Below are 25051 nucleotides of genomic sequence, written 5' to 3' on the forward strand. Positions count from 1 at the left end.
TTATAATAAATTGGAGGAACTGTTATGAAGGAGAAAAAAAATCAATTAAAAAAGCCAGTACTTATTGGAATGATCTTAAATCCTAATGAACAGTTCAAACGAATTCAAATCCATCCAATAATTTGGTACCCATTAATTATTCTCTCTTTGATTTCAATGGTTGTAACAATTCTTGTAGCAATAAATATTGATTATATTCCTAGTTTCGGTATGACTGAGAAAGATATAAAAGTAGCCAAAATGGTAGGAACGATTGTTGGAGCATTAGGTACCTTAATCGGTCTTCCAGTTGGTTATGTTTTATATGCTGTCATTTTATGGGGGATTGCAAAAAAGGCGAAATCAACTGTTACATTTAAACAAATGTTCTCATTAATCATTTTTATAAGTTTTATTCGTGTGATAGGACAGAGCATTAACCAAATGATTCTTGTAGCGATCAATGGAGATCAAGACCATTTACTGACAAGTTTAAATTATTTTGTTGGAGCAAATGGTGTATTAGGCGAGATATTAGGAGTAATAGAATTGTTCAGTATTTGGTATTATATTCTACTCTCAATAGGTCTTATAAAAATAGCTAAGCTATCTAATAGAATGTCTATTTCAATTTCTATTATTTTCTTTTGTTTACTCCTTATTCTCACTTCAGTACAGGGGGCTATGGAAGAGTATCATTTTGAACACATTATAGGTGGAGAGTAAAAGTTAAGTTATATAGTGTTGACGGAAAGCTAGAATCAGAAGCTTCTGTATCAGTGGCCCATCTAGAAGCCAGATTTTAATTTTCATATGTTTTATGAGCAGTTAGTGAAATGCTGTAAAAATATACATTACGAGAAGTTAAAACTGCTATAAAAACACAGAATAAAATATTGTATAGATAAAAATGACACCGGTTTCACTTTTTCTTGGGTAGAAACAATAATACCTGATTGGATGTATTTAGTGGTAAGTCATGAACTATTCAGGACGTTGATCGTTCCGAGTATTCTTATTTTAAAACGATATAGAGGAACATTATGCTAACAACTTACGATTACAGGTTTAGCAACACATTTTCATTTTAACCCTTCCTATCCATCAAGTTACAGAACCAAAAACTTGTAAATATAATTGAGAGCGTTTCCTTTAAGGGGGTGATTGATTTATTAATAGTTTGAGGTAATTGAGAAATACAAGCTTGTATGTAATGTATTTGTTGGAAATCTTAACATGAAAAGTTAATAGAATAGAAAGGAGACATAATTTAATGTTGCAAGAAATGTTTATTAAGAGATTACTAATTAATTGTTTGATCTTAGTCCTTGTAGTAGGAAGTATCTTACCTGTCCTACCTACTATGACTAATGCAGAGGAGGGGGAGAATGAATTGATTCTTGATTCAGAGCAAATAAAACTAGATCCTAGTTATCAACATGAACCATTTGATGGTTGGGGAACAGCTCTTGTATGGTTCGCGAATGTTACAGGTGGATGGCCTGATGAATTAAGAAATGAGCTTGCTGATGATCTCTTTGGTAAGGAAGGACTGAATTTTAATATTGCCCGCTATAATATTGGTGGTGGTGATTCTCCTGAGACAGAGCCTTATATGCGTAAAGGTGCAGCAGTTCCAGGATATTGGAATCGTCCAGCAGAATACAGCCCACCAGAAGGTAACACAGATGAATGGACAGAGCAGGAAAACTGGTGGAATCCGGAAAATCCTGAGCATTGGAACTTGGAAGCTGATGCTAACCAACGCTGGTGGGTTAGTGCTGCTAAAGCCAGGGGAGCTGATACCTTTGAAGCATTTTCAAACTCACCGCCATATTTTATGACTCAAAGTGGTTATGTATCAGGTAACTGGAATTCATGGGATGACAATATTAAACCAGATCAATTTCAACATTTTGCTTCATACTTAACAACAATAGTAGAGCATTTACAAAAGGACATGGATGTTGAATTTCAAACTCTTTCACCTGTAAATGAGCCAAATACTGGCTATTGGAGAGCAAAAGGCAGACAGGAAGGATCAAACTGGTCTCCAGCTTCACAAGCTAAAATTATTAATGAAGTAAAAAAGCAATTGGATGAAAAAGGTCTTAGTACAATTGTATCAGGAATGGACGAAACGAATCCACAAAAATTCAGACAAAACTGGGAGCAATATGATAGCATAACGAGAAATAACATTGGACAGTTAAACGTGCATACATACGGTCCTACACAGCAGATTGGTGCAAGAGATATTGCAAAGGGAGCAGGGAAAAAACTGTGGATGTCTGAGGTGGATCTTAGTTCTGGTGCACAAAATCATGAAGATATAAAACCAGGTCTTGCATTATCACAGCGAATTACGACTGATATTCAGCAATTGGAATCAGAAGCATGGGTGCTTTGGCAGTCAATTGAAGACGAAGTGAATATGAGCCCAGAACATGAAAATGGCAACTGGGGACTTATCCAAGTTGATTTTGATCCAGCTGATTTTGAAAACGTAAAAATCTATAAAAATAAAAAGTACTATGCAATGGGGAATTACAGTAAGTTTATTCGACCAGGCTACCAAGTCATTAGTTCAAATAGCAGCGATTCATTAGCCGCAATTAATAAAGATGACAATTCAGTTGTTGTTATCTATACAAATTCAACCACAGAAGAGAAAGCAATCAACTTTGATTTGTCTGGGTTTGAAACTGTAGAAGCGAATGCAAAAGCAACCCCTTATGTGACATCAAATACAGAAAATTTAGCCCAAAAGTCAGATGTAATGATCTCAGGTAACGAGCTCTCAGCAGTTGTTCAGCCCCAATCAATTACGACATTTGTTGTATCTGGTGTATCAGGAGTGAATAAGGATCACGCGTTTTTGAATAATAACGAAACATACAAATTCATTAATAAAAATAGTGGGAAAGTGCTTGATATTGGACAAGATGGAAAATCCATTGTTCAAAAAACAAATATTCGTGATGAGGAAAGTCAAAACTTTAGTATCCAAAAAATAACGGATGGAAATAGTACACAAGAAATCTATAGAATTGTCAACATTGATAGTGGAAGTGTACTTAGTGATATTAATGGTTCCATTACTCTCCAAGACTATGAAAATAAGTCAAATCAAAAATGGATGCTATCAACCTATGGGAATGGAGAATACACATTTATAAATGTTCAAAGCAAAAACCTAATAGAAGTTGGGGGTGAATCAAAGGAGGAAGGAGCTAAAGTTGGCCTCTGGAAACCAACAGCAGGTAACCACCAGATTTGGAAACTAGTAAAAGCCGGAATTACCAAAGTAGAGCCAGTTGATGTCGTCGTTACAAAGAAAAAGACTGCACCAGAATTACCTGATGAGGTAACGACAATTTACGGAGATGGTGAAAAGGTTCAGAAAAAAGTAGTTTGGGATACAATCAATCCTGAATTATATGCAAATGAAAATATCTTTAAAGTTGAAGGCACTGTTGAGGGAACAACGATTAAGGCAGTAGCAACAATAACAGTAAGTAAAATTGAAAGTATTCAACCTATTAAAATAAAAACAACTCCAGGTAAAGCACCAGTTTTACCTAGTAAAGTAACAGCTAAACTAAAAAGTGGTACATTCGGAAAAGTACCTGTTGAATGGAATGAAATTGATCAAAATCAGTATGCGGATTTTGGCAAGTTTTCAGTGAAAGGATCAATATCGAAAAGTCCAGTTAAAGCAATTGCCAATATCCAGGTTACACAACCCGCTCTAGAAAATTTAGCTGTAAAGCCTTCTAGTTCAGAAAATGAGTATCCGAAAGTGAGCGCTTCCTTTACTGGTCAATGGGATAGCACGAGTAATGTCAACGATGGAATTATCTCTAGTGCAAGATGGACGAACTGGGATCCAAATAGCTGGAGAGAAGAAGATTGGGTTGCTATTGAATTCGACAAAGCGGAAACAGTATCACAAGTGAAATTTCACTTCTATGATGACAATGGTGGCACAAGACCTGCAGACTCTTTACGACTTGAATATTTGGATGGAACAGAGTGGAAAGAAATCGAAGGGACACAAACAGATGTTCAAGACAAGGAGCTAACAATTGACTTTATCCAAATTGAAACAAAACATATTCGTGCTGTAATGAAGGCCAAAGAAGGTGCTTGTATAGCCATTTCAGAAATGGAGGTATTGGGGATTGGTGAAAACCAAATTCCAGGACAAGGTAGTGATGCAACATTAGAATCTATTATCATTAATGGGAAGCAAGTAAAAGAATTTGATAAGGATACCTATAATTATCATGTTGAGATAACGAAGAACCAGCAAGAAATCCCGACTATTGAGACAGTTACAAATGATTTATTTGCGACCTATCAAATTGAAACACCATCTTCGTTAAATGGTGAGGCTATAATTACGGTTAACTCAGAAGATGGGAAGAATCATGCAAAATATACAGTTACATTTAGTGAGAAAAATTAGAGAAAACTAGAAATAACTTTTAGACAAAACAAAGATAATGGCTTCACAATTTGTTTACAAAAGGGGGTTCGAATGTTCTCATTCTTACCTCCTTTTGAAATTTATTGCGGATTTGTTGCAACTATATTGGATAGTAAAGTTCAGCGCTTGCCTTCCTGGTTCTTTAAGCTTTTTTTTTAGAAGTCCATTCAGTTTCGGGAATTTTATTCCCCTTCCCATTTTAGTTACAAAAAAATTGCAATGCATCAAAAAATTTTGAAGTTTTTGAACGCTTAAATCGAAAAATACAAAATGAATTTACAATATTTTCGAAAGTTACTCCATTAACCTCAAGTATGTAAACGCTTTATAATTAGGAGGGTATCAAGTTCATGAGGGAACAGTTTATTTAAGAGATCATTTGTAAACCGTATTTAAGTTACTAGTAATTACTTGCCTTTTTACTTACCAGTAAAAATAACAACGAACAAAATACTATCTTTATAGTTTCATCTACCTCTTTAGATCTTCTCTATTCATCTAATAAAAGCACCCTTTCTCATGTTAATAAGTAGATTAATTGAATTCTACTTATCTTTATAGAACTACATCCATTTCGTAATATACAAATCAATACTTAAAAGGGAAACTTTTTAAACTTTATTCCTAATGTGAAGGAGGTGATGTCATAAAAAAGTAAGGTCTATAAATAAATAATAGAGAGATTTCTATTATTAAGTTTCTTACAGATCGTTAAGCGTTATTAGAAAAGGAGGTAAAGTGCTATGAAGGGTAAAAAGTGGTTATCACTATTTATGACAATAGTAATAATAATTTCACTTCTCCCAATACCAGTGATTCAAGCAGAGGAGATTGTTAATGTGGAAGACAGCTTAATTGCACACTATGATATGTCAATAGCTAATGGTAAGTTAACAGATGTGACGAACAGTGGATTTGATGCAGAATATGTTGGATTTACTGAAGGAGACTTCTTAGAAGAAGAAAACGATAAGGTCTTAAACTTCACTGGTAATAAGTCTAAATATGTAAAATTACCTTTGGGGCTTATTGATGATGAAACATTCACCATTGAAACAACATTTAGCACAAGCACAAGTGCTTCACATTGGCTTTATAGTATTGGTAATAAGACAGGTGTTTGGCCTAATGTGAAAAATTATATCTTTTTAAATCCAAAACAAGGAAATGGTTCTGTTAGATTTGGGATTAAGAACTCCGATAAGGAGCTTCTATTTCAAAATGCAACGATTCATTCAGGAGAAAAAAATACATTCACAACGACTTTTAAAGAAGGAGAAATATCTCTTTATCTTAATGGGAAACCAGTTGGAACTCTCCCACATACTTATTCAGTCATGGACATTTTGAAAGAAGGTGTTGATCCTACAGCAAATTCTATTGGATTTATTGGGAAATCACTATTTGAACCTGATGCTGCCTTTACTGGAAAATTAGCTGATTTTAAAGTATACAACTATACATTATCGGCAGATGAGGTGAAACAAAATGCAACATTAACTGATGTGGAAATTGTTGAATTAGCAAAAGCTAACTTAATAATCCCAAATGCAGATGACATCCGCGGCAATATTACGTTACCTACAAGTTCTGATAAAGGAGCATCAATCACGTGGGAAACAGACAGACCCGATGTAGTAAGTGTAAATAATGAAGAAAATGAAAATTATGATGATATTCCCGCTGGTGTTGTAACAAGACAGTACTCTGATACACATGTAAAATTAACAGCGACTATTCATTCTGGTCAAGTAAGTGATACAAAGCAAATTCTACTTACTGTTAAGGCGAAAACGGAAAAAAAGAATTTCACTAATTATTTAATGACTCATTTTACAGGTGAACACGATATCGGGGAACAGATTTATTTCGCTAGTAGTGAAGATGGATTAAACTGGAAAGATTTAAATGAAAGTAATCCAGTATTAACATCTGATATTGGTGAAAAAGGTGTGCGTGATCCCTATATTTTACGTTCAGCAGAAGGGGATAAATTCTATATCATCGCAACAGACTTACGTATTGCGAATGGAAAAGGCTGGGGTGCAGCGCAAACTGCCGGTAGTAAATCTCTTATTATTTGGGAATCTACTGATTTAGTAAACTGGTCTGAACCTAGGATGGTTGAAGTAGCTCCTCCTAAAGCAGGCGATGCATGGGCACCTGAAGCTTTTTATGATGAAAAAACAGGCGAATATGTTGTATTTTGGGCTTCTACGATTCGTAATGAACAAGGGGTATTTGAACCACATAATATTTATTATGCAAAGACTAGAGATTTCTATACGTTTACCGAACCAAAGGTGTTTATTGACCGTCCAGGTGATACTCATATAATTGATACAACGATCATTAAAGAAAATGATATGTATTACCGTTACTCAGGTGATGGACAAATTACGATCGAAAAAAGTGATCAAATACTTGGCACATGGTCAAAGCTGGGAACAATTCAAGATTCAACAGGATTAACAGGGCATGATGTAGAAGGTCCGTTAATTTTTAAATTTAATGATAGAGAAGAATGGAATTTAATGGTCGATCAGTATGCAACAGGAAAAGGTTATCTTCCGTTACTAACGACTGATCTAACAAGTGGTGAATTTACTAAGTTAACAACTTCAGACTATTCCTTAGACTCTAACAAAAAGAGACATGGTTCTGTTTTACCTATAACTAAAGAAGAGTACGAAGCTGTCATGGCAAAATGGAACAAAGTGGTCGAATCACCTGACGAAGAAGAACAAAAAGAGCCAATCCTTGAGTACAATTTTGAAGAAACAATAACAGACAACAAGATTCAGGATGATTCAGGCAACAACTATACTGGTACATTGAATGGCAATGCAACTTATATAAAGGATGAAGAAAAGGACTCTAACGTATTATCTCTTGATGGTACGACTAATACGTTTGCTGCCTTCCCGACCGGTTTCTTTGATGGAAGAGATACAGTATCCATTTCTATGGATATTAAAGCTGAAACAGTATCAGGAAACTTCTTTACCTTTACAGTAGGTAAGAATAACCAAAAATATATGTTCTTAAGAACACGTGATAGTGAAATAAGAAATGCCATTACGGTAAACAGTTGGTCTAGCGAGCAAGAGGTTAAAACGAGTACATCTTCCATTAAGAGCAAGTGGATGAATATCAAACTTGTCATGACACCTACAAGTATGAAGATGTATAAGGATGGTATTCTTGTAGCTGAGAATAACAATGTAACAGTGGCAATGAGGGACTTAGGAGTAGATTTATCAGCATACTTAGGAAAATCCTTCTATTCAGGAGATCAATACTTTAAAGGATCTTTCGACAATGTAAAGGTTTATAATCGTGCTCTCTCAGAAGCTGAGATCCTTGAAATGACCATTGAACCGACTGGTATTGGTAACTTCCAAGTTCCTGGTCAAAAAGGTCAAGCTGAGATTGATAAGAAAGCAAATACAATTGCTGTTCATATTAAAGAGGGACAAGATATAGATATAACAAAGTTAACACCGACTATTACTCTTTTACCTGGTTCTACAGTGATTCCAGCATCAGGTGAAACACAAGATTTTACAAACCCTGTTACATATACAGTGACAGACAAAGATGGAAACAAGCAGGAATGGACCGTGAAATTGGAGATGTATCCATCAGGTACATTGCCAGGACTTTATGCAGATCCACAAATCGCTGTTTTTGGTGATACGTATTATATTTATCCTACAACAGATGGATTTGATGGCTGGTCAGGCTCACAATTTAAAGCGTTTTCTTCAAAGGATTTAATCAATTGGAAGGATGAAGGTGTCATTTTAGATCTTGCAACAGATGATGTAACTTGGGCAGATAACCGTGCTTGGGCACCTACCATTACAGACAAAGACGGGACGTATTACTACTACTTCTCTGCAGACGCCAACATAGGTGTAGCAACATCCACATCTCCAACAGGACCGTTTAAAGATGCTTTAGGCAAACCATTAGTGCCAAGTGGAAAATATCCAGGTCAAGCGATTGACCCATATGTATTTAAAGATGATGATGGACAGTATTACTTCTATTGGGGGAATGGAAATTTATTTGGTGCGAAGCTAAACGATGATATGGTTTCATTTTCCCAGGATCCAGTTAATATGACACCTGCGAATTTTAGAGAGGCTCCTGTTGTTTTTAAGCGTGACGGTAAGTATTACTTAATGTGGTCAGAGGATGATACTGGTAGTGAGAACTATCAGGTTGCTTATGCAACAGGAACTTCTCCAATGGGTCCTTGGACGAAGAAAGGCGTCATTCTTAGTAAAGATTTAAGCCTTGGAATTAAGGGACCTGGTCATCACTCAGTATTAAATATACCGAACACTGATGACTATTATATTGTTTATGCCCGACATGCAATTCCTGATGGTAATGGCTTCAACCGTGAAGTTGTCATTGATAAGATGGAATTTAATGAAGATGGTACGATAAAACAAGTCAAACCAACGTTAAAAGGGATAACTGAACCAGTTTATGTAGAAAAAGGAGATACAGAAAGTCCAGAAGGTCACTTTACAATTAATTCTGGCGCGGAGTATACAAATAAGTCAGCTGTTACCTTATCTCTTGAAGCAACGGATGACAGTAGTGGAGTTCATCAAGTTCGCTATTCAACTGACTTAAAAGAATGGACAGATTGGGAAGTGTATACAACATCAAAAGAATTGACATTACCATCTGGTGATGGTGAGAAGACAGTATATGTTGAATTTAAAGATCAAGTTGGAAATGTCAGTGAAACATACCAACAAAAGATCATACTGGATACTACTTCTCCTGTAATCAAATTTACGGGTCATCAAGATTCTTATTCAATCGATTCGACTATTAACATTACTTGCAATATAGTCGATGAGTTGTCTGGAGTAGCTTCTAAAGAATGTCCAAGTGTTGAAGGACCAGCATACAGCTTTGAGGTAGGTGTAAATAAGGTCACTGCTTCTGCAACTGATAAAGCTGGTAATAAAGCGGAAGAAGAGATCCAATTTACAGTGACAGTTGACTTTGATAGTTTAAGTCGATTAACAGAAGCTTTTGTAACAAAACAAGGAGTTGCAGATTCACTAACGAAAAAGCTTCAATCGGCAAAAGCATCAGCAGCCAAGGAAAATAAAGAGGCATTGGCTGGTCAACTAAATGCTTATAAAAATCAACTTAAGGCTCAAAGTGGAAAATCCATAACAGAACAAAATAGCGATCTATTAGGATCTTTTGCTGATCTACTAAAAAATTAATATATTTAGGTAGATTCAATTGGTACGAATACGATAACTGAGGGGAAGCACATATTGTTATAGAAGAAATGCGCTTCCCTTTATTATCTGTTTTTTATTGAAATTATACCTTTTTGTCAAATAAAAAAGTATGTAAATAAACATATATTACTTTGGGGAGGTAAAAATAGAGTGATTTTCAAAAATAGTAAACTATTAGTCTTAGCTTCAATACTACTGTTGAGTAGTTTGTTTTCTCAACAGGTTATATTAGCAGCAGAAGAATCGACAGTAGGTAATGACGAACACCTTTTAGCACACTACCCTTTAATTGAAGATATTAAAGATGTTTCAGGTAACGAAAAACATGGAGAAGCTGTTGGGAATATCACCTTTACAGATGGTTTAACTTTACCTGGTGGAACGAATAGCAATACAAATTACGTTAAGTTACCAGATGGATTGTTTGATAATCAAGATAGCTTAACTATTTCTACGTGGCTGAAAAGTAATACAGGTAGTGGAAATTATTCTGCATTGTTTTTCGGAACACCGGCAAATGCAAGTGGAGTTCCTGGGGATTATTGGTTATTCAATCCAACCAATCCAAGTGGCAAATTTAAATCGGTATTTACCAACTCTTTAAACAGCAGTGCCCCTTGGAGTACTGAAGTGGGGGTTACATCCACAAATACAACAGCTAACAATGGGAAGTGGACCCACTATACAACAGTGATCACACCTACCTCTGTGACAGGATACATCAATGGGAAGAAGATTGGCACTGTAAATAAAACGAGAACAACAAGTGATTTTGGTACTGGATTAAATGCATATATAGGGAGATCTAATTATTTAAATGACCATACGTTTGCAGGTTCCTACCAAGATCTACGTATCTATGGTAAAGCATTAGACGATATGAATGTAGGTAACGTATATGAGGAGTCTGTTAGCCAGTTATCACTACAACAAGACAAAGAAAATCTTACTTTGGGTAATACTTCCGCAGTTGTAGGTAATTTGACCTTACCTGCCACGGGAAGTAATGGTTCGACCATCTCATGGAAGTCTAGTAATGAAAGTATCATTTCAAATACTGGTGTCATTACATTAAGTGATGAAGAACAGACAGCAAAATTAACAGCAACTCTTGAAATAAATGGTTACAAAGCCACAAAAGAATTTACTGTAACTCTTGTTTCTTTAGCCAATGTTATTGAAACGATTGGAAATAAGTTATTCATTCCATATGTACTTACAGAGGATGATGAGTTACCTACTACTAGTGGCCTAACGTCTATTTCATGGGAAAGCAGTGATATGTCGGTTATTGACAAAGATGGGAACATTCATTCACCTACAGAAGGCATGAAGGAAGTCTCATTAACTGCAACGATTTCTTATAAAGACCAACAAATAAAAAAAGAATTCCATGTAAAAGTGATTGAATCATCTGCATCTTATATTCTAAGCTATCATCGTGCTGGTGGCAGTGTTGTCACAGATGCTATGCACATGGGTTATAGTGAAGATGGAGAGAGCTATACTGCTCTAAATAATAATACGGGTGTATTATTTGCAAATGCTGATTTTAATGCTGGGAGTGCAAAAGAAGGTTTAACAAAAAAATTAGTGAATCCCTACACTTTTAGAATGAAGGACGGAAATTTTGGTGTAATTGCTACTAGATCCACCAAGGGTGGTTCTCAAAGCCAAGCTGAAAAGTCATCTATTTTATTATTTAAATCAGAAGATTTAATTTCATATGAAGAAGTAGGTTTAATATCATTAAACACAAATGAAACAGTCGTTAAGCCAATTGTTGAATATGACCCTTCTTCAGATAAGTATCGTATTGAATGGAAAACTTCAACTGGAAAGAGCTACTATAATACAACACAAGATTTTATGACTGTTAGTGAGCCAAAAGAAGGAGCTAAGATTCGAATAAATGAAGTAAATACAAATATTGATAATTCAATTCCTAGTAATCGCATTGTAGTTACAAAGGTAGAAGCTAAAGTAATTACAAATAAGCTAGCAAAGGTAACCAATACGAGTGTTTCGAACATTGAGGTTAACGTGGAAAACAATCAAGAATTTACGTTTGATGATCTCAAAAATATGAAAGTTACTGCTTCTTATAGTGATGGATCAAAAGCAGATAAAGTAGTGAATTGGAGTGAGGAGCAGTTTAATCAAATTGATTTTAGCGAGTCAGGTACTTATACAGTTAGCGGAACTGTAAAACAAACAAATTATCCAAAAGAGATGATAAAAGGATATGCAGACCCAGGTGTCATTAAGTATAACGGTAAATATTATTTAATCGCTACTAATGAAAGCGGTTTTACTTCTCTAGATGTTCGGGAAGCTGACACAATATTAGGCTTAAAAGATTCACCAGTTAATACAATATTCAACCGTAATCCATCAGGAGAGTTATCTGGTTCTCTATGGGCACCTGAATTCCATACCATTAATGGTGATTTATATGTATTCTTTGCTGGCGGCAGTCCGCATTGGTATACCGTTCAATCTTATGTAATGAAGTTAAAGGATGGTGGAAATCCAATCTCACCATCAGACTGGGAAACACCAAAAAGGGTACTCAAAAAAGATGGTGAATTCCTTTCAACATCAGGTCTTACTTATGACATGACCTATTTAGAGCATAAAAATGAACATTATGTCATTTATAATTATGGAGGTCCGGCGGGAACTCCGGATGAAATTTCTACCCTTTTAATTGCGAAAATTAATCCTGAAGAGCCATGGAAGTTAACGACCGATCCTGTTGTTATAAACAAACCTAATTATGGATGGGAGCGTCTGACAACAGAAGTAGTAGAAGGATCATTTGTCCTAAAACATGGAGATAAGGTATATCTCACATATTCAGCTTCAGGAGTAGATACTACCTATTCTATAGGTTTGTTAACAGCAAATGAAGATAGTGATTTATTAGACCCTGCATCCTGGACGAAAAATAGTTATCCGCTTCTAAACTCAGAATCTGTACCTGGAGAATATGGACCAGGGCATAATTCATATACACTAGATGAGTATGGAAATTTGGTTAACATTTATCACACGATGCCTGCTGGGGGCGGTCAACGAAATGTATCTGCAAGAATAGTACATTGGGCAGCTGATGGTACACCTGTTTTAGATATGATACCTGAAAGAGAGATTCTTCCTGAAAATAGAACGGTTACTGCTACCATAATTGTAGGGGAACCAGAACAAAAAGATACAGAAAGTCCAGTAGGTCACTTTACCATTAATTCTGGCGAGGAATACACAAATGAGTCAATTGTTACCTTATCACTTGAAGCTACCGATGACAGTAGTGGAGTTCATCAAGTTCGCTATTCAACTGACGCAACAGAATGGACAGAATGGGAAGCGTATACAACACCAAAAGAATTTACGTTACCATCTGGTGATGGTGAGAAGACAGTATATGTTGAATTTAAAGATCAAGCTGGAAATGTCAGTGAAACATACCAACAAAAAATCATATTAGATACTACTGCTCCTGTAATCGAATTTAAGGGTCATCAAGATTCTTATACAATCGATTCGTCTATTAAGATTTCTTGCAATATAGTCGATGAGTTGTCAGGAGTAGCTTCTAAAGAATGTCCAAGTGTTGAAGGACCAGCATATAGCTTTGAGGTAGGAGTCAATAAGGTTTCTGCTGCAGCAACTGATAAAGCTGGTAATAAAGCAGGAATCGACATTCAATTTCTAGTAGCAGTTGACTATGATAGCTTAAGTCGATTAACTGAAGCATTTGTAACAGATAAAGGCATTTCTAATTCATTAACCAACAAGCTTCATACTGCAAAAGAGTCGTCGGTTAAAGGGAATGAAAAGGCAATGAATGGCCAAATTCAAGCCTATAAACATCATCTGAATGCCCAAATTGGTAAATCATTGACTGAGAAACAGGCAAAATTATTAATATCTTTAGTAGATCATATTAAATAAATTAAAAAAGTTCAGGATTTGGAATCCTGAACTTTTTAATGGGGATTTTTTTCATTTTCAGGAGTTTAGGAGAAAAATAATGCAATTTTTAAAAAGAATTTGAAGTTTAAAATAGTCTAAGATTAATAAAGACAAAATGAATTTACAATTTTTTCGAAAGTTATTCCATTCACCTATAGTGTGTAAACGCTTTATAATCAGATTATACAAATTCAAAAAAATTAAAAAATTGTAGGAAGAAGGGGAGGTTTCATATTATGAAAAAGTTAGTTAAAGGCAAAATGATTTTACTTCTTATGATGGCACTTATGCTCTTATTATCAGCATGTAGCTCATCTGGTACAGGGGGGCAAACAGAATCTGGTGCTAGTTCAGGAGATTCTAAGTCTAGTGATAAGTTAGTAATAGGTTTTTCACAAGTCGGTGCTGAAAGTGAATGGAGAACAGCAAACACGAAGTCAATGCAAGAAGCCATTAAAGCTGCAGGTCATGAATTAAAATTTTCAGATGCCCAACAAAAACAAGAAAATCAAATTAAGGCCATTCGTTCGTTCATCGCCCAAAAAGTAGATGCAATTGTCTTCTCTCCAGTTGTTGAAACAGGATTTGAAACGGTGTTACAAGAAGCAAAGGATGCAGGGATTCCAGTATTTCTTGCAGACCGTTCTGTTGATATTGAAGATGACTCACTTTGGGTAACGTTTTTAGGTTCAGACTTTGTTGAAGAAGGTAGAAAAGCTGCGAATTGGTTAGTGGAAGAAACTAAGGATGAAGAAGGCGATGTTAATATCGTTGAGCTTCAAGGTACAGTAGGTTCAGCACCAGCTATTGACCGTAAAGAAGGGTTTGAAGAAGTAATCAAAGATCACCCAAATCTTAAAATCATCAAATCTCAAACAGGTGACTTCACACGTGCAAAAGGAAAAGAGGTAATGGAAGCGTTCTTAAAATCAGATGGAGACAACATTGATGTTTTATACGCTCATAACGATGATATGGCAATTGGTGCGATTCAAGCAATTGAAGAGTACGGATTAAAACCAGGTGAAGATATTAAAATCATTGGTGTTGATGCAGTAAAAGGTGCATTCGAAGCAATGGCAGCAGGTAAAATGAACGTAACAGTTGAGTGTAACCCATTGTTTGGTCCGCAAATGGTCGATTTAATTGAAGCACATTTAGCTGGTGAAGAGATTGAAAAGCGTGTAGCTGTAGAAGAAAGCATGTATACAATGGATCAAGCTGAGGAATTACTCCCAACACGAGAGTATTAAACTAGGGAATAAAATAACAAATAAAGCCACTAGATAGGTAGTATATCCTTTACTATTAACTAACTAGTGGCTCTTAAAATAAGAGATTGTAGGAGGAGAAATTGTGAAGAAACAGACTCCGGTACTTATAATGGAAGGAATAACAAAGGAGTTCCCAGGAGTTAAAGCTTTATCAAATGTTCAGTTAAAACTATATCCTGGTGAGGTTCATGCATTGATGGGGGAGAATGGTGCAGGGAAGTCGACATTAATTAAAGTATTAACAGGTGTCTATACGTTTGATGAAGGTTCAGTAACTCTAGAAGGTAAATCCATTCGCGTTACAAATCCACTTGAAGCGCAAAACTTAGGAATTAGCACGGTATACCAAGAAGTGAATTTATGTACAAACTTATCAGTAGTAGAAAATATCTTTATTGGTCGAGAAATTACGAAAAGAGGCCGTCTCGATTGGAAAGAAATGACTAGACAGGCAAAAGAGTTATTGAAAACAAGACTAAACTTAAGTATCGATGTGACTAAGCTATTGTCATCCTATTCTGTAGCAATCCAGCAAATGATAGCGATTGCGCGCTCCCTAAAAGTATCTGCAAAAGTACTCATTTTGGATGAACCAACATCAAGCCTTGATCAAAATGAGGTTAACCAATTGTTTAATGTAATTCGAAAATTAAAGCAAGAAGGCTTAGCAATTGTTTTTGTTAGTCACTTCCTTGATCAAATCTATGAAATTACAGATCGACTAACGGTCTTACGTAATGGTACATGGATTGGTGAATATAAGACAAATGAAATTGAAAGACTTGAATTAGTTTCTAAGATGATTGGTAAAGACCTAAATGAGCTTAAAAGCGCAGAAAGAGGAACTAGTAGGAATGTATTTGATAAGAAAAAGATATTCTTGCAAGGAAATAACATTTCAAAAAAAGGTAAAATTGCCCCTTTTGATATCGATATTCATGAAGGTGAGATTGTCGGACTTGCAGGACTCCTTGGTTCAGGTAGAACGGAATTAGCAAGATTAATGTTTGGTGCAGATAAAGCTGATACCGGTGAAATCAAAATAAATGGTAGTAAAACAAATCTTTCTTCCCCTAAACAAGCTATCTCCAATGGAGTCGCTTTTTGCTCTGAAAACCGCAAAGCAGAGGGAATCATTGCTGACCTAACAATAAGAGAAAATATGATCCTAGCTATGCAAGGAATCCAAGGATGGTTTAAATATATTCCAAAGAAAAGGCAAATTGAAATTGCAGATGAATATATCAAACTATTGAATATAAATCCGCCAAATCCAGAGCAATTAATTAAAAATTTAAGTGGTGGAAATCAACAAAAGGTTTTGCTCGCTAGATGGTTGATTACGAACCCTAAATTATTAATTTTAGATGAACCTACAAGAGGAATTGATGTAGGAGCTAAAGCAGAAATTCAAAAATTAATGCTTTCATTAAGTAAAGAAGGTATGTCGATTTTATTTGTTTCTTCTGAAATAGAAGAAGTGTTACGTACTTGTCGTAAAATTGCTGTCCTACGAGATCATAAGAAAGTTTCCGAAATTGTGAATGATCAGCAAATTACACAAAAAGACATAATGAAGGCAATGGCTGGGGGATGACGTGATGAAATCAAAATTATTTTGGCCAATAGTCATTTTATTAATCATTCTATTAATCAATCTTTTTTTTGATAAAAACTTCTTTTCAATTGAAGTGAAAAATGGCTATTTAACTGGTAGTCTAATAGACATTCTTAATCGAGGGGCTCCATTGTTATTGGTTTCTATTGGAATGACTCTTGTAATTGCTACAAAAGGAGTTGATCTCGGAGTTGGTTCCGTCATAGCAATGGCTGGTGCCGTAGGTGCTATGACAGTAAGTGGTGCAAGTGGAGATAGTTTAGTGCCACTATTTACTGCAATTGGTTTAGTTATTGGTATCTCTGTATTAACTGGTATATGGAATGGTGTACTTGTTTCCAGAATTGGGGTTCAACCAATCGTTGCAACATTGATCCTCATGGTTGCAGGTCGTGGTATTGCACAATTAATTACAGATGGTCAAATAATGACAGTATATTATGATCCATATACGTTCATTGGCGGTGGATACCTGTTAATGCTACCTTTTTCAATCTTTATCGTAGCTGCTGTGTTGGCAGTTGCTTCACTCTTAACTAGAAAAACAGCAATTGGGTTATTTATTGAATCAGTAGGTACTAACCCAGAAGCAAGCCGTCTTTCAGGAATAAATTCAAAAAATATTTTATTAATGGTTTACGTGTTTTCCGGATTATGTGCAGGAATCGCTGGCTTAATCTTAAGTTCAAATGTAGCAAGCGCAGATGGAAATAATGCTGGGCTATGGTATGAGTTGGATGCTATTCTAGCTGTAGTAATAGGAGGAACATCATTGAATGGTGGTAGATTTCACTTGATGGGAACAGTCATTGGTGCTCTTATCATTCAAAGTTTAACCACTACTATTTATTCTATTGGAATTGCTCCAGAAATAAACCTTGTCGTAAAAGCAATTGTAGTATTAATTGTTTGTCTTTTGCAATCACCTGAGTTTAGAACGAAAGTATTTGGTGTTTTTGCTGCGAAAAAAACAGAAAAGAAAAGTGAGGGAGTGTCGGTATCATGACGAATAAATTACAATTAGATTCTAAACATCTCCCTTTAATAGCAACAATCGGATTGTTTATCGTGATGTTTATTTTTGGCTCACTTAGATATACTGGATTTTTTTCAACACAAGTTTTTCTTAATTTGTTTATTGATAACGCATTCTTGATCGTTGTTGCAGTGGGAATGACATTTGTTATTTTATCAGGGGGAATTGATCTCTCTGTTGGTTCCATCATTGCGTTAACAAGTATGGTAGCAGCCAGTCTTACAATGAATACCCAACTATCACCAGCCCTTGTTATTCCAATAAGTCTACTTGTCGGTACAGTACTTGGTTTTTGTATGGGATGCCTGATTCAATATTTTAATTTACAACCATTTATCGTTACACTTGCAGGAATGTTTCTTGCTAGAGGGCTATGTTATCTAATTAGTGTTGAATCAATTACGATCGACCATAAATTTTTTAGTTTTATGGCTAGTACTCGAATCCCAGTTGGTGGAGGGAATTTTATTTCCATAAGTGTAATAATCGCTATGCTAGTAGTAATTGCAGCAATTTTTGTTGCTCACTTCTCTAAATTTGGACGTAATGTTTATGCATTAGGTGGAAGTGAACAATCTGCATTATTAATGGGACTACCTGTAAGGAAAACAAAAATTTTAATTTATACAGTTAGTGGTTTTTGTTCATCCCTTGCTGGCATAATTTTCACTTTTTATATGTTATCAGGATATGGACTTCATGCAAACGGTCTAGAGCTTGATACGATAGCGGCTGTTGTAATTGGTGGTACATTGCTCACAGGTGGTGCAGGATATGTAGCAGGTAGTGTTGTTGGGGTACTTATTTTAGGTATTATCCAAACCGTTATCGTATTTGAGGGAACGTTAAGCTCTTGGTGGACAAAGATTGCAATTGGAACATTATTATTATTGTTTATTGTATTGCAAAGAGTAATAGTAGCTAGAAGTAAGACGAATCAAACATCAGTATCGTCACACTAATATAGTAAAGGAGTGAAAAAATGAAAAATAGAAAAAGATTTTCTATCTTTCTATTATCTATTATGATCTTTCAAACTTTGTCAGGATTAGTCCCACAATCATCATTTGCGGAAGAATTGAATTCTACAACCCCTGAATTGATTCTGCATTATGATATGAAATCAAACGTTAAAAATGGTGATCAAATTACTATGAAGGATGTATCAGGTAATGATGTAGCATTTGATGGAACATTCAAAAACCCAGAAAATGGTCATTTGGTTCATAATGATGAAGTTGGATATGTTTCTTTTAATGGTGGAAGTTCAACTTCAAAAAGTGGATATATTGAAATACCAAAAGGTGAGAATGGTTCAGATTTATTAACTGGTTTACAAGATGTAACCATTTCAGCACTTGTGAATTGGAATAATGACGGAGCAAACCGTTGGATTTTTGGTTTAGGTGCAGCAACAGATGATGCGGAGAATGGGAATAAATATTTCTTTGTTACACCCCGACATGGTTCAGGAAATGTAGCAGCAACAGGGATTTCCAAAGCTGGATGGAGAAATGAATCACTAGTCAAAGGGACATCGACAATGAGAGCAGGAAAATGGGAAGTTGCAACTGTTGTTTTCTCAGAAAAATCGAATACGATGACATTATATGTAAATGGAATTAAGGTAGCAACAGGATCAGCAGGTGGGAAAAAGTTATCGGAGATTATTGATCCATCAGCAGACTTTTCTGGTTTTCTTGGAAAATCAATCTTTAAAAATGATCCATATTTTAAAGGGATGATCGGTGATTTCCGAGTATATAATGGTGCATTATCAGATGAACAGGTGACTGATTTATATACAGAAACATCTAGTAAAATAGCTAAAATCAATCAGCTTGTTATAAATGATGCCTCAGAATCTCTTGATATTGCTGAATATTTAGATAGCAGTGATGAAAGCACTGATAAAATAACGAATAATCTCGCACTTCCTACAAAGGGCAAGCATGGAGTAGATATTACTTGGAGTTCAAGTAACACTGAAGTCGTTGCAAATGACGGAACAGTTACTCGTCCTGATAAAACAGAATCGGATGTAGAAGTTGAATTAACAGCTACTATTTCTTATGAAGGACTTGCAACAAAGAAACCATTTATTGTAACCGTTTTAAAAGAGTATGCGGATGAACAAATAGTACAGCTGGATGCTTCAAACTTAACTTTACAAAACGTAAATCAAGTAAAAGGAAACTTAAGTTTACCAGTAAAAGGTGAACATGGGAGTTCCATTACATGGGAATCTTCCAATCCATTAATTGTTAAAGGATCTGCAGAAGCAACTGATAATGCGCATCAACTTGGCATGGTAACAAGACCTGAAGTAGATACAAAGGTTACATTAACAGCAACAATTTCTAATGGAGAAGCTGAAACGAAAAAAGAATTCAATCTTAACGTAATAAAAGATCCTGGCAAATTGACTTATGATGCTTACTTCTTCTCCTATTTCACTGGAGAATATGAAGGTGGAGAGGAAATTTCCTTCGCTACAGCAGAAGATCCATTAAAATGGCGAGCATTAAATAATGGTCAATCCGTTATCCAGTCAAATATGGGTGAAAAGGGGCTTAGGGATCCATTTGTCATTCGATCTCCTGAAGGAGATAAATTTTATATGTTGGCAACTGACTTAAAAATGGGTGAGAGCACTAATTTTGACCAGGCGCAAATAACTGGAAGTCATTCCCTTATGATATGGGAGTCGGACGATCTTGTAAATTGGAGCGAACAACGAATGGTAGAAGTTGCTCCTAAAACTGGTGGAAATACTTGGGCACCTGAGGCTATTTATAACGAAAAAACTGGCGAATACGTTGTATTCTGGGCTTCATCGATGAAAAATGAAGAAACATATGGTAATTACCCTAATGGAAGACCAGCAGGACAGTACAATGTTATGTATTATGCAACGACTAGGGATTTCCATACGTTCTCTGAACCGAAAGTGTTTATTGATGAAGGTTTCCCTACGATTGATACAAGCATCGTCCAAAATAACGACACTCTTTATCGATTTACAAAATCAGAAGTGAATTACAGAGTGTATTACGAGAAAGCAACAGATATCTTCAATGATAAAGATGGAATCAAGGAAAATGGATTTCAATACGATGTGATTTCAGGTACAAAAGATGGAAACAGAGGACTTATCGGTCATCAAGGAAACAATGAGGGTCAAACAATATTTAAAGACATCCATGATGATAAATGGTATATGTTCTTAGATTCTTGGCCATATCATGTTCGTTGGTCTACAGATCTGGAAGATGGATCACAATTTGTCAACAATTTACTTCCAGAATCTGAATATGCGCTACCACCAGGACCACGACATGGTACGGTTATTCCAATCACCCGCGCGGAATATAATGCCCTTCAAGATAAATATGGCATGCCTGCACCAGAGCAATCTAAAGAACCTGTAGTACATTATACATTTGATCAGGATGATATTGATGGAACAACTGTAAAAGATGTTTCCAATAATGGTTTTGATGCAAAATTAGTAGGTGGAACTAAGATTGATTCAACTGACACAGTAGGTCAATCAACAGGAGCAGTAGAGTTAGATGGAAGTTCGGGATATGTTGAGTTACCAGAAAATACAATTAAAGACCTTAATCTAGAAAGTATGACAATGTCTACGTGGGTTAAAGTACAGGGAGATCAAGCAAACCAACGAATTTTTGATTTTTCTTCTAATACTGGGAGAGTTGCAAACCGCAATACGATGTATTTAAGTACACAGGGTGATTCAGGTAACTTGGAATTTGCAATTGTTACACCTTTCACCGAAAAATTTGCAAATCAAAATTCTCTTTTAGGAAGTACCTATAAATATGCTGTGAGAGCTCCAATGCTTACTACTGCAAATTGGCATCACGTAGCGATGACGCTTGAAGGATTTGATGCAGTATTATATGTAGATGGAAAAGAAGTCTCAAGGAGCTCAACTTATAATGTAGAGCCAAGAATGCTTTTAGAAACAACGATGAACTATTTAGGTAAGTCTAGCAATGAAAATCACAGTCTTTTTAACGGGAAATTTGATGACTTTAGAATTTATAACCGTGCTCTTAATGCTGAAGAAGTTGCTAGTTTAGCAGATGAAGAGGTTACGGAACCTCCAGTTGAGGAGCCGGAAAAAGCTGAGTTAATTCTTGATTATGATATGAACAATATTGAAGGTACAAAAGTAGTAGATGGTACAGGTAATTTTGAAGGGAAGCTTGTCAATCCTCAGAACGCTGAACTGATTAAAGGGGATGAGACAGGAGTTATCGGCTTTAAAGGCGGTTCCACAAGCTCGTATATTGAGATGCCTCGAGGTGTACTAAACGGGTTAGAGAGTGTGACCGTTTCTTCATTAGTGAATTGGAAAGGCAAAAATGAGGCTGAATGGATATTTGCTTTAGGTCAGGATAGCAATAAATATTTATTTACGACTCCAAAACGTAATTCAGGTGACCGATCTGCACGTGTAGGTCTTGGAATCACAAGCTGGCAAAATGAGGCTGGGGCAAATGCAACAACTGGTGCCTTAAAGTCAAATGAGTGGAAATTGGTTACAGCCGTTATGTCTGGTGAAGATAAAACATTGAAATTGTATATTGATGGTGTTGAAGTTGCAACTGGATCTACAAATGGTTATACATTAGCACAGATAAACAATGGTAATGGATTAAGCGGATTTATCGGACGATCATTCTATTCTAGTGATCCATACTTTGGCGGAATGATTTCTGATTTTGAAGTATATAATGGAGCCTTAACGGCATCAGAGGTGAGTAAATTAAAAGAAGCAGCAGATACAAAAATTGCTAAAATGAATGGTTTACTACTTCAAAATGCAATTAAACAATTAGACTACTCAACTATTATTAATAAGAACGAAACCAAAGATGAAATCACAACAGATTTATCATTCCCTAAGACGGGAGCAAACGGAACAACCATCACTTGGGAATCACAAAATCAGGACTTTATTACAAATGAAGGTAAAGTTACTAGACCTTCATTTGAAGAAGGAAACCAAGCAGTAACTATTACAGGAACTATTTCAGACGGAAAGAACGAGGCAACAAAAGAATTTACAGTAACTGTAGTAAAGAAACCGCATGATTCTGTCGCAGTCAGAACAGATGCAGAAGCATTAAAGGTGCGTAACATTCATGATGTTCGCGGAAATTTAACATTACCGACATCTGGAGAAAATGGGTCAACGATTACATGGAAATCAAGTGATTCAAAGATCATAACAGCTACTGGAGAGGTAAAACGTCCTGAACATGGTGAAGGAAATACTAAAGTTAAGTTAACAGCAACGATCACATTAAATAACGAAACGATTACAAAGGCATTTTTAGCAAATGTCAAAGAAATGCCGAAAAAAGAAAAATATGAAGGTTACGTTTTCAGTTACTTTACAGGCGAAGGCTACACGAATGGTGAGCAAATTTATTTCTCCTTAAGTGAAGGGAACAATCCACTTAAATGGAATGAGTTAAATAATGGAGAACCAGCAATCACGTCTGAATTAGGGGAAAAGGGACTTAGAGATCCGTTTATCATTCGTTCTCCTGAAGGAGATAAATTCTATTTAATTGCAACAGATTTAAAAATCAATGGAGATTGGAATTGGGATCGAGCACAAAGATCAGGAAGTAGATCGATCATGGTTTGGGAATCCACTGATTTGATTAATTGGTCTGAGCAAAGAATGGTCGATGTAGCACCAAAAGAGGCAGGAAATACGTGGGCACCTGAAATCTTTTATGATGACTCAACTGGAGAATATGTCGTTTTCTGGGCTTCAAAGCTATACGAGAATGAAGAACATAGTGGGTCCACTTATAACAAAATGATGTACAGTAAAACACGAGATTTCTATACATTTACAGAACCTGAAGTATATATTGATCGTGGATACTCAGTTATTGATACAACGATGATCGAACATGACGATAAAGTTTATCGATTATCAAAGGATGAAAGAAACAATACAACATCCACACCAAACGGTAAATTTATTTTCCAAGAGGTAGGGGATTCCGTACTTGACCCTAACTTTGAGCTTATTAAAGAAGGAATTGGAAAAGGCTCAATTGGCGCAGGTGAAGGTCCTACAATCTTCAAATCGAATACAGAAGAAAAATGGTATATGTTTATTGATGAATTTGGCGGTAGAGGTTATGTTCCTTTTGAAACAACCGATTTGCAGTCAGGTGAATGGAAAATGTCTGAAGACTATGACTTACCAGCACGGCCGCGTCATGGAACAGTAATCCCTGTTACAAAAGCTGAGCATGAGGCAATACTTGCAAATGTTCCAGCCGTTAAAGTCCCAGGACCTGAACAACATCCAACAAGTGTAACACTTGATCAGGAAACATTGACGTTGTCAGAGGGTCAAACAGGAAAGCTTAGTGCAACAGTTGCACCTAATGACGCAGTCAATAAAGCTGTTGTATGGTCTAGTAATAATGAAGAAGTAGCTACTGTTGATGAAAACGGGAAAGTAACTGCCCTGAAGGAAGGAAACGCGAAAATTAGTGCAACAACAGTTGATGGCGGTTTAATGGCAGTTAGTGTCGTCACTGTAGAGAAACAACAAGATTCTACACCACCAGAAGGTCAGTTTACGATTAATAACGGTTTAGAGTTTACGAATAATTCAACTGTCACTTTATCTCTAGAAGCCAAGGATGATTTAAGCGGTGTTCATCAAGTTCGTTATTCAACTGATGCAAAAGTGTGGAGTGAATGGGAAGAATTTAACTCATCAAAAGAATTAACATTGCCAGCTGGTGATGGAGAGAAAACAGTCTTTGTTGAATTTAAAGACCATGCTGGAAACATCAGCGAGTCATACCAACAAAAGATAACTCTTGATACTACTGCACCAGTGATAGAATTTACAGGTCATCAAGAAACTTATTCCGTTGATTCGACAATTAAGATCACTTGCAGTATAAGCGATGAACTGTCTGGTATTGCTTCAAAAGAATGCGAAAATGTTGAAGGGCCAGCCTATGAATTTGAGCTAGGAATAAATAAAGTTATTGCTTCAGCAACTGATAACGCTGGCAATACAGCGAAAGCTGAAATTGAATTTACAGTGACTGTTGACTTTGATAGTTTAGGTCGTTTAACAGAAGCTTTAGTCACAAAAGAAGAAGTCGCTGAATCACTAGCGAAAAAGCTTCAATCTGCGAAAGAATCAGCAGCAAAGGATAATAATCAGGCGATGAATGGTCAATTAAATGCTTATGAAAACCAATTGAAAGCTCAAAGTGGAAAATCAATTTCTGAAGAAAATACAAAAATATTGATAAATTTAGTAAAACAATTGAAGTAGATTCATACTTTGAAAGTAATGTTTAA

General features: G+C 35.8%; 9 protein-coding genes. All 9 read left to right on the plus strand.

Annotated features, from left to right (window positions below):
* Positions 1-24 precede the first annotated feature (24 nt).
* The 9 genes from yknW to QFZ72_RS11820 all read left to right on the plus strand — a co-directional run bounded on the left by yknW (position 25) and on the right by QFZ72_RS11820 (position 25025).
* Entirely contained in the window at positions 25-705 is a 681-nt protein-coding gene (gene yknW / locus QFZ72_RS11780; protein ID WP_307433424.1) for a YknW family membrane protein, read from the plus strand.
* 547 nt (positions 706-1252) lie between these two features.
* On the plus strand, positions 1253-4450 hold the full coding sequence (locus tag QFZ72_RS11785; protein WP_307433426.1) for a glycoside hydrolase: 3198 nt from the start codon (positions 1253-1255) through the stop codon (positions 4448-4450).
* 764 nt (positions 4451-5214) lie between these two features.
* Complete coding sequence (locus QFZ72_RS11790; RefSeq protein ID WP_307433429.1) at positions 5215-9735, plus strand: family 43 glycosylhydrolase; 4521 nt, start codon at positions 5215-5217, stop codon at positions 9733-9735.
* A 171-nt stretch (positions 9736-9906) separates the two neighbouring features.
* Positions 9907-13713: an immunoglobulin-like domain-containing protein gene (locus QFZ72_RS11795; RefSeq protein ID WP_307433431.1), complete on the plus strand. Its 3807-nt coding sequence runs from the start codon at positions 9907-9909 to the stop codon at positions 13711-13713.
* A gap of 257 nt (positions 13714-13970) precedes the next feature.
* The gene (locus QFZ72_RS11800; protein WP_307433434.1) at positions 13971-14987 is read left to right on the plus strand and encodes an ABC transporter substrate-binding protein; all 1017 of its coding nucleotides are present in this window, start codon (positions 13971-13973) and stop codon (positions 14985-14987) included.
* Between the two features lie 103 nt (positions 14988-15090).
* Positions 15091-16605 (plus strand): sugar ABC transporter ATP-binding protein, encoded by a 1515-nt coding sequence (locus QFZ72_RS11805; RefSeq protein ID WP_307433436.1) that lies wholly within the window; start codon positions 15091-15093, stop codon positions 16603-16605.
* A 4-nt stretch (positions 16606-16609) separates the two neighbouring features.
* Entirely contained in the window at positions 16610-17632 is a 1023-nt protein-coding gene (locus QFZ72_RS11810) for an ABC transporter permease (RefSeq protein ID WP_307433439.1), read from the plus strand.
* Positions 17629-18624, plus strand: coding sequence for a galactofuranose ABC transporter, permease protein YjfF (gene yjfF / locus QFZ72_RS11815; protein ID WP_307433442.1), 996 nt, complete (start codon positions 17629-17631; stop codon positions 18622-18624). Before QFZ72_RS11810 ends, yjfF begins: the two co-directional genes overlap by 4 nt.
* A gap of 20 nt (positions 18625-18644) precedes the next feature.
* Positions 18645-25025, plus strand: coding sequence for an immunoglobulin-like domain-containing protein (locus QFZ72_RS11820; protein WP_307433445.1), 6381 nt, complete (start codon positions 18645-18647; stop codon positions 25023-25025).
* Positions 25026-25051 lie beyond the last annotated feature (26 nt).

It is taken from the genome of Bacillus sp. V2I10 (genome assembly GCF_030817055.1).
GTDB lineage: Bacteria > Bacillota > Bacilli > Bacillales > Bacillaceae > Bacillus_P.

Coding starts and splice junctions, on each gene's coding strand:
- yknW (WP_307433424.1), top strand. CDS start 25: ATGAAGGAGAAAAAAAATCAATTAAAAAAGCCAGTACTTATTGGAATG.
- QFZ72_RS11785 (WP_307433426.1), top strand. CDS start 1,253: ATGTTGCAAGAAATGTTTATTAAGAGATTACTAATTAATTGTTTGATC.
- QFZ72_RS11790 (WP_307433429.1), top strand. CDS start 5,215: ATGAAGGGTAAAAAGTGGTTATCACTATTTATGACAATAGTAATAATA.
- QFZ72_RS11800 (WP_307433434.1), top strand. CDS start 13,971: ATGAAAAAGTTAGTTAAAGGCAAAATGATTTTACTTCTTATGATGGCA.
- QFZ72_RS11810 (WP_307433439.1), top strand. CDS start 16,610: ATGAAATCAAAATTATTTTGGCCAATAGTCATTTTATTAATCATTCTA.
- yjfF (WP_307433442.1), top strand. CDS start 17,629: ATGACGAATAAATTACAATTAGATTCTAAACATCTCCCTTTAATAGCA.
- QFZ72_RS11820 (WP_307433445.1), top strand. CDS start 18,645: ATGAAAAATAGAAAAAGATTTTCTATCTTTCTATTATCTATTATGATC.